6 protein-coding genes and 1 pseudogene are annotated in these 6,785 nt (G+C 62.0%); all 7 read right to left on the bottom strand.

Annotated elements, in window-relative coordinates; genetic code table 11:
* A pseudogene (locus ACLRGI_RS18320) lies at positions 1-288 on the bottom strand (hypothetical protein); the annotation flags it as partial.
* Complete coding sequence (gene ruvX, locus ACLRGI_RS18315) at positions 285-875, bottom strand: Holliday junction resolvase RuvX (protein ID WP_419202968.1); 591 nt, start codon at positions 873-875, stop codon at positions 285-287. The gene ruvX and the pseudogene ACLRGI_RS18320, both read right to left, overlap by 4 nt.
* A 2-nt stretch (positions 876-877) precedes the next feature.
* Positions 878-3,556, bottom strand: coding sequence for an alanine--tRNA ligase (alaS, locus tag ACLRGI_RS18310; RefSeq protein ID WP_419202967.1), 2,679 nt, complete (start codon positions 3,554-3,556; stop codon positions 878-880).
* A 114-nt stretch (positions 3,557-3,670) separates the two neighbouring features.
* Entirely contained in the window at positions 3,671-3,901 is a 231-nt protein-coding gene (locus tag ACLRGI_RS18305; RefSeq protein WP_419202966.1) for a hypothetical protein, read from the bottom strand.
* Between the two features lie 43 nt (positions 3,902-3,944).
* The gene (locus ACLRGI_RS18300; protein ID WP_017197541.1) at positions 3,945-4,319 is read right to left on the bottom strand and encodes a DUF948 domain-containing protein; all 375 of its coding nucleotides are present in this window, start codon (positions 4,317-4,319) and stop codon (positions 3,945-3,947) included.
* A 158-nt stretch (positions 4,320-4,477) separates the two neighbouring features.
* Entirely contained in the window at positions 4,478-5,098 is a 621-nt protein-coding gene (gene rpsD / locus ACLRGI_RS18295; protein ID WP_011774968.1) for a 30S ribosomal protein S4, read from the bottom strand.
* A gap of 205 nt (positions 5,099-5,303) precedes the next feature.
* A complete protein-coding gene (locus ACLRGI_RS18290; protein ID WP_419202965.1) occupies positions 5,304-6,773 on the bottom strand; it encodes a replication-associated recombination protein A in 1,470 nt (489 codons plus the stop codon).
* Positions 6,774-6,785 lie beyond the last annotated feature (12 nt).

Below are 6,785 nucleotides of genomic sequence, written 5' to 3'. Positions count from 1 at the left end.
CAGTATCAATGTCTCGTGGGCTCGGAGATGTGTATAAGAGACAGGCGTAGGGGGCGCCGCCGGTGTCGGGGGTGTCGCGGGCGGGCGTTGAACGGCGGGCACCGGACGGGGCAGTTCCGGCTCAACATCTGTTGAGGGAGCCGCCTCTCCAGGAGTCGCTTCGGGAACGGGCACCACGTTGTGGTTCTGAGTGGCGAGGAATCGTTCACGCGCACGCAGCTCTTTGCGGGTCAGCGACATACCGCCGCCGGCGGTACCGCTGGAGGGGTCGTTGTTGACCGGGCTCACAGTTGCAGTCCCCTCTTAGAAGAATCGGATTCACGGCCGGAGGCAGCCCGCAGCGTTGGGGCACTGCTGGGTTTCTCGGACTGCACCGGTGCCTGCACTCGGCGGCCAACGTCCGTTCCTCTGGCTTTTTGCATGTCGATTGCGTGCTGAAGTATTCCAGCAGCAGCAACCTGATCAACCACTTTACGGTGGTTCTTGCTGCTCATGCCAGCTTCGTGCAGGTTGCGGTGCGCCGTAACCGTTGAAAGTCGCTCGTCCACGAGGTTAACCGGAACGTCCAAACCGACGCGTGAAAGCTCGCTCGTGAGAAGATCCGCGTAGTCCATGGCCATTTGCGCGGACGCGCGTTCCTCGCCTTTCATGGTGCGGGGAAGACCCACGAAAATCTGGACCGCCGGCAGCTCCGCGGCGTGTTTGACCACTACGCGCACATCGGAATTTTTCTTGCTGTCCCGTCCTACCGTCTTGAACGGCGTCGCCAGGATCCCGTCGGGATCACAGATGGCCAGACCCACCCGGACGGTGCCGACGTCTACCCCCAGCTTGATGCCCTGGGGGTAGACGTCGCTGTCAGTACTGGAATCCACCGTCAGCGCTTGGCTATCGCATCCACCACCGCTGTGAGGGCCTCGGAGACCTTCCCAGCGTCGGTGCCGCCGCCCTGCGCGACGTCGTCCTTGCCACCACCGCCGCCGCCGAGGATGCCGGCGGCCAGGCGGACCAGCACTCCGGCCTTTACGCCTGCTTCGCGGGCTGCCTCGTTGGTAGCGATCAAAATGACGGGTCGGTCATTGCTGACACCGGCAACAGCCACGGTGGAGGCTTCCGAACCCAAGCGATTCCGAAGATCAAGGGCAAGGTTGCGCAGATCGTCGGCTCCGCCCACCTGACCGGCGTCGTGAGCTACAACCCGAACACCGGCAGCATCCTTGGCGGTACCCACCAAATTTGCGGCTGCTGCTGCGAGCTGCTCCTTGCGGAGGCGATCAAGTTCTTTTTCGGTGGCCTTGAGTTTGTTCAGGGTGCTCGAAATGCGGTCAGCGAGTTGTCCGGACGGAACTTTCAAGAGCTCCGTGAGCTCCGAAACCAGCGCACGCTCTGCTGCCAGGTGACGGAAGGCGTCCAAGCCAACAAACGCCTCAACACGGCGGTTTCCGGAGCCAACGGACTGCTCGCCCAGCAAGGAAAGACTGCCGATCAAAGAAGTGTTGGAGACGTGCGTGCCACCACACAGCTCACGGGACCACGCGCCGTCAATCTCAACTACGCGAACTTCGTTGCCGTAGTTTTCGCCGAACAGCGCCATGGCGCCCAGCGCCTTGGCTTCAGCGAGCCCCATCACCTTGGTGTCCACCCGGAAGTTGTTCCGGATGGCAATGTTGGAGACCTCTTCGATTTCAGACCTTGTAGCGGTGCTCAAGCCTTCGCCCCAGGCAAAGTCAAAGCGAAGGTATCCGGCCTTGTTGTACGAACCGCGCTGTGTGGCTTCCGGGCCAAGTATCTGGTGCAATGCCGCATGCACAATGTGCGTGCCGGTGTGGGCCTGTTCGGCAGCATGCCGACGTTCGCGGTCGACGGCGGCGCGCACCAGCGCGTCGGAGGCGATCTCACCTTCACGGACGATTGCCTTGTGCACGCTTAGGCCCTTGATGGGACGCTGCACGTCCAGGACCTCCACCACAAAGCCATCACCGGTGATGAGTCCGGTGTCAGCTGACTGACCGCCGGCTTCTGCATAGAACGGGGTTTCGTTGAGGACCAGTTCGATCTCGTCACCTGTGGAAGCGTGCGCTATGGCACGTCCTCCGCTGACAATTCCTCGGACTTTCGATTCGCCCTCAAGTTCGTCATATCCCGTGAAGACGGTCTCGCCCTTGCCGAGGAGTTCCTGGTAGGCGCTGAGGTCGGCGTGGCCGCCTTTCTTGCCCTTGGCATCGGCCTGGGCACGCTGGCGCTGCTCGAGCATCAGTGCACGGAAGCCAGCCTCGTCCACCTTGAGCCCGGCTTCTTCTGCCATTTCGAAGGTCAGGTCAATCGGGAAGCCGTACGTGTCGTGCAAGGCAAAGGCATCCGCGCCGGACAGGGGAACGCCGGCAGCCTTCGACTCGGCTACAGCATCCTCCAGGCGTGCGGTGCCTGAAGCGATGGTGCGCAGGAACGCTTTTTCTTCGGCATAAGCGATACGGCTGATGCGGGCAAAGTCCGTCTCCACTACCGGGTAGACGCCCTTCATCGCGTCACGGGAGGCGGGAAGCAGGTCCGGCAGGCAGGCCTTTTCGACGCCGAGCAGGCGCATGGCGCGAACAGCGCGGCGGATGAGCCGGCGCAGCACATAACCACGGCCTTCGTTGGACGGTGCAACCCCATCGGCAATGAGCATCAGGGCGGAGCGAATGTGGTCACCAACAACGCGCATACGGACATCGTCGGTATGGTGCGGGTCTTCCGGGGACTCAGCCGAGGTGTACTCACGGCCGGACAGCTCAGCGGCTTTGTCGATCACAGGACGGACTTGGTCGGTCTCGTACATGTTTTCGACACCCTGGAGGATCATCGCCAGACGCTCCATGCCCAGGCCGGTGTCGATGTTCTTCTGCGGAAGTTCACCCACGATGTCAAAGTCCACCTTGGAGCGGACGTTCTCTATCTGGTACTGCATGAACACGAGGTTCCAGATTTCGATGTAGCGGGTCTCGTCGGCGAGAGGTCCGCCCTCGATGCCGTAGGCGGGGCCGCGGTCGTAGTAGATCTCCGAGCAGGGGCCTGCCGGGCCCGGCTGGCCGGTGGACCAGTAGTTGTCAGCCTTGCCCATGCGCTGGATGCGTTCTGCAGGAATTCCGGTGTTCTTGAGCCACAGTTCCTTGGCTTCGTCGTCCTCTTCGTAGACAGTCACCCAGAGTCGCTCGGCTGGAAGCCCATAGCCGCCGTCGTCAACGCTGGTGGTCAGCAGTTCAAAGGCGAACTTGATGGCGTCTTCCTTGAAGTAGTCGCCAAAGGAGAAGTTGCCGCACATCTGGAAGAACGTGCCGTGGCGGGCAGTTTTGCCCACTTCTTCGATGTCTCCGGTGCGGATACACTTCTGCACGCTCGTTGCACGGCTGTAGGGAGGCTCTTCGCGGGCGGTCAGGTAAGGAATGAAAGGCACCATTCCGGCCACAGTGAAGAGAAGAGACGGGTCGCTGGAAACGAGCGACGCGGAGGGAACGGCGGTGTGGCCCTTGTTGACAAAAAAGTCCACCCAGCGCTTGGTGATCTCCTGCGACTTCATTAGCTGATTACTTACCCTTCTCAATTCACTGCACACGATGTGCGCGGTCCGGCTGGTGCCGTTCCGCAGCTTTCCATTCTGCCCTGTTGAGGGCGTGGGGGCGAACCGCTCCCACTAACGCCGGGCGTCTCCGGCGTCGTCGATCCCCAGTGCTGCCCGCAAATCCTCTTCGCGTTGATGCATCCCCGTGCGCACGGCGTCGGCAAAGTCGAACAAACCGTCAGCCATCCGCCCCACAGCACGATTCAGTCCCTCCGGCCCCAGGTTGGCTTGGGCTTCGGTGATCTTACGGAAGGCAATGACGCCGATGGCGACGCCGATTCCCATCCAGACAATTCTCTTCATGAGGTTCCAGTCTCCCTGTAATTCAGCAGTTGGCTTGGCTTCTTCAGCGGCTGCGGCGGCCGGAGGAAGGTGTGCGGCGTCCAGCGAACGCCGAACGGACGCCATAGCTGAAGGCGGCCACCTTGATCAACGGCGAGCCGACCGTGGCTGCAACCAGCGAGGACAACGCGGAAATGTTGGCTGAGGCGTCGGAGACGTTGGAGGCGATGCCATCAACCTTCTTCAGCTGCTGGTTGGTTGTGGTGACTGTTGCTGTCACCTCATCCATCAGGGGCGTGGCGCCGTCGCTGATGGAACGGATGGAGGTCCGAACTTCGTCAAACACGCCGCCGAGCTTCAAAATGGGCACGGCCAAAAGCAGGACGAGGAGCGCGAACACTCCTGCTGCGATGAGGCCGGCGATGTCGCCACCAGACATAGAACTCTTCTCCTTGGATCGTTTCGCTGCCTCAACCCAGCCGGTTCACGGCTTTGGGCAAGGCCTCCCCCAGTACCTTACCTATAGTGGCCCGGTACCTTACATACAAAGAAGCCCGTGGCGTGTGCCACGGGCTTCTTTGTATGCGCTGCTGAAATTTAGCGAGCGTAGAATTCGACGACGAGCTGCTCTTCACAGATCACGGGGACCTCGGAGCGCTTCGGGCGACGAACAAGGCGTGCCTGGAGGGCGTCAATCTTGACGTCCAGGTATGCCGGCACGTTGTTGAGCACGTGTGCACCAGCGGCTGCCACCTGGAACGGGGGCATGACCTCGGAGCGGCTGTGAACGTGGATGAGCTGGCCTTCGCCAACGCGGAAGGACGGGCGGTCCACGCGGATGCCGTCAACCATGATGTGGCGGTGCACAACAAGCTGGCGGGCCTGTGCGATGGTGCGGGCGAAGCCTGCACGGAGCACGAGGGCGTCCAGACGCATTTCGAGGAGCTCAACCAGGTTTTCACCGGTGAGGCCCTTGGTGCGGCGTGCTTCTTCGAAGGCACGGGTCATCTGGGCTTCGCGGATGCCGTATTGGGCGCGCAGACGCTGCTTTTCGCGCAGACGTACGGCGTAGTCGGAGTCCTGCTTCTTACGGGCACGGCCATGCTCGCCGGGGCCGTACGGACGGCGCTCCATGTACTTGGCGGCCTTGGGGGTCAGAGCAATACCGAGTGCACGCGAAAGGCGTGCAGTACGGCGAGCACGAGTGTTGTTAGCCACTTGTGTCCTTCCAATTACTGCGGTGTGTCAGTGTTACTGGCCTCCATCAGGGAGAGCATCGGCCAACCGCTACCTCTTGCTACTAGCCCGGGCGCACAGCACTATTGAAGGAATCTTCACAGGGATTGTGCGTCAGGCCATGCCAGACAAGGATCTATCCTATCACGCGGGAGGCAACCGGCCGCAGTCGGCCTGGTCCGACAGGCTAGTCGCCACGCACGATCTTACGGAGCTTTTCCAGCCTGGCGGCAATATCCCGTTCGGCCCCGTTATTGGTGGGCTGGTAGTAGTCCTTACCCACCAAGTCATCCGGCGGATACTGCTGCGTCGCCACACCGTGCGGCTCGTCGTGCGCGTACTTGTAGCTCTTGCCGTGGCCCAATTGCTTTGCACCCGGATAGTGCGCGTCACGCAAATGCATGGGAATACCGCCGCCAAACCCTGCGCGAACATCGGCCACAGCTTTGTTCAGGCCCATGTAGGCAGCATTGGACTTGGGCGCAGTGGCCAGATGGACCACAGCTTCTGCCAACACGATGCGACCCTCAGGCATACCGATCAATTGCACTGCCTGCGCCGCCGCCACTGCGGTCTGCAGAGCGGTGGGATCGGCCATGCCGATATCTTCGGCCGCGGAGATCACGATGCGCCGCGCGACGAATCTCGGGTCCTCACCGGCTTCAAGCATGCGCGCCAAATAGTGCAGGGCAGCATCCACATCCGAACCACGGATGGACTTGATGAAGGCACTGGCCACATCGTAGTGCTGGTCGCCGGCGCGGTCGTAGCGAACGGCTGCCGCATCCAACGCACGTTCAGTATGGCGCAGTTCCACCAGTACCGGAGCGTCAGGTACGCCGTCGTTCGCGAGTCCGGGTTCGCCGTCGTCAGTGGCGTCCTCGGAAACATCGACGGCGGCAGAGTCACCGAACGCGACACCGGCAGCGGCTTCCAAAGCTGTCAGCGCCCTACGGGCATCACCTCCGGAGAGCCGTACCAAGTGGTCCAACGCCTCAGGACCAAGCTCAACGCGGCCGGCCAGGCCGCGGGCGTCGGCCACAGCCCGCTGCAACAAACCCGATATGTCGTCATCGGTGAGCGGCTTCAGCGTAAGGAGCAGTGAACGGGACAGGAGCGGCGAGACCACAGAGAAAGAGGGATTTTCCGTGGTGGCAGCCACCAGCACCACCCAGCGGTTTTCCACACCTGGCAGCAGGGCGTCCTGCTGGGCCTTGTTGAAGCGATGGATCTCGTCGAGGAAAAGGACGGTGGTCTTCTTGTACAGGTCCCGGGCCGTTAGAGCCTCGTCCATGACACGGCGAACATCCTTGACGCCGGCGGTGATGGCTGACAGTTCAACGAACTTACGCCCGGGCCCACGCGCGATCACATGAGCGAGCGTCGTCTTTCCGGTTCCTGGCGGACCCCAAAGAATCACCGAACTGGGACCCGCAGGCCCTGCAGCCCCGGCACCGGCCGCGAGTTGCCGCAGCGGCGAACCTTGCCCCAGAAGATGCTGCTGCCCAACCACTTCGTCCAGCGTCCGGGGGCGCATCCTTACCGCCAGTGGACTGCGCTGGGAAGCCATCCAGTAGGCATCGGAGGCATCCCCCGACGCAGGCAGATCCTCCGACTCGTCGTCATCAACAGCACCCGCACCAAAGAGATCTTCCACATGGATAGGCTA

The organism is Paenarthrobacter sp. PPS72, assembly GCF_048537125.1.
GTDB lineage: Bacteria > Actinomycetota > Actinomycetes > Actinomycetales > Micrococcaceae > Arthrobacter > Arthrobacter nitroguajacolicus_E.
This window is presented reverse-complemented; position numbering and strand designations above follow the sequence as displayed.

Excerpts from the sequence above, each read along its gene's own strand:
- ACLRGI_RS18300 (WP_017197541.1), bottom strand. The coding sequence starts at position 4,319 with ATGTCTGGTGGCGACATCGCCGGCCTCATCGCAGCAGGAGTGTTCGCG.
- ACLRGI_RS18305 (WP_419202966.1), bottom strand. The coding sequence starts at position 3,901 with ATGAAGAGAATTGTCTGGATGGGAATCGGCGTCGCCATCGGCGTCATT.
- alaS (WP_419202967.1), bottom strand. The coding sequence starts at position 3,556 with ATGAAGTCGCAGGAGATCACCAAGCGCTGGGTGGACTTTTTTGTCAAC.